1 protein-coding gene is annotated in these 492 nt (G+C 59.8%); it reads right to left on the bottom strand.

All coding sequences use genetic code 11. The features are described from left to right. On the bottom strand, positions 1 to 492 hold a 492-nt coding region (locus D3D02_RS19200), incomplete at both ends, for an RNA-guided endonuclease TnpB family protein (protein WP_147435756.1).

Raw genomic sequence — 492 nt, 5'->3', positions numbered from 1 at the left:
CGCGCACTCTTTGGTCGTCCCGCTCGGGTTGACCGCCAGGAGGTGCGTCCCCGCTCGCTCACACTTGTATTCGAGCAACGAGAGGAACTTCCGCCACGCGGCAGACGCCGTGTTGCGGCTGTTCGACGGCGACTCCATCATTCCCTTCACGTTCAGGTCTTCGACCGCCACGAGGTCGTACTCCCGAGCATAGTAGTTCGAGAGTTTGTGTAAGAAGTCACGGCGCTTCCGTCGGAGATCGGCGTGACACTCCGCGACTCGTCGCCGTTGCTTCTCGTAGTTGTTCGACCCATGCTGTTTGCGTGAGAGTTTCCGTTGTTCGCGTTCCAAGCGTTCGCGCTCGTTGGAAAGGTCGAGTGACCCGACAGCCGTACCGTCGGTGTCATGGACGTACTTGAGAATCCCCACGTCGATACCGACGCACTTCTCGGGATTCTCAGGTGGTTTGGGCGGTTCACGGTCCATTTGGACGCCGAAGGTGGCGAACCACTC

It is taken from the genome of Halobellus sp. Atlit-38R (assembly GCF_003665925.1).
GTDB classification, from domain to species: Archaea; Halobacteriota; Halobacteria; order Halobacteriales; family Haloferacaceae; genus Haloquadratum; species Haloquadratum inordinatus.
The sequence above is the reverse complement of the archived record's forward strand: the minus strand, read 5'-3'. Positions and strand labels throughout refer to the sequence as shown.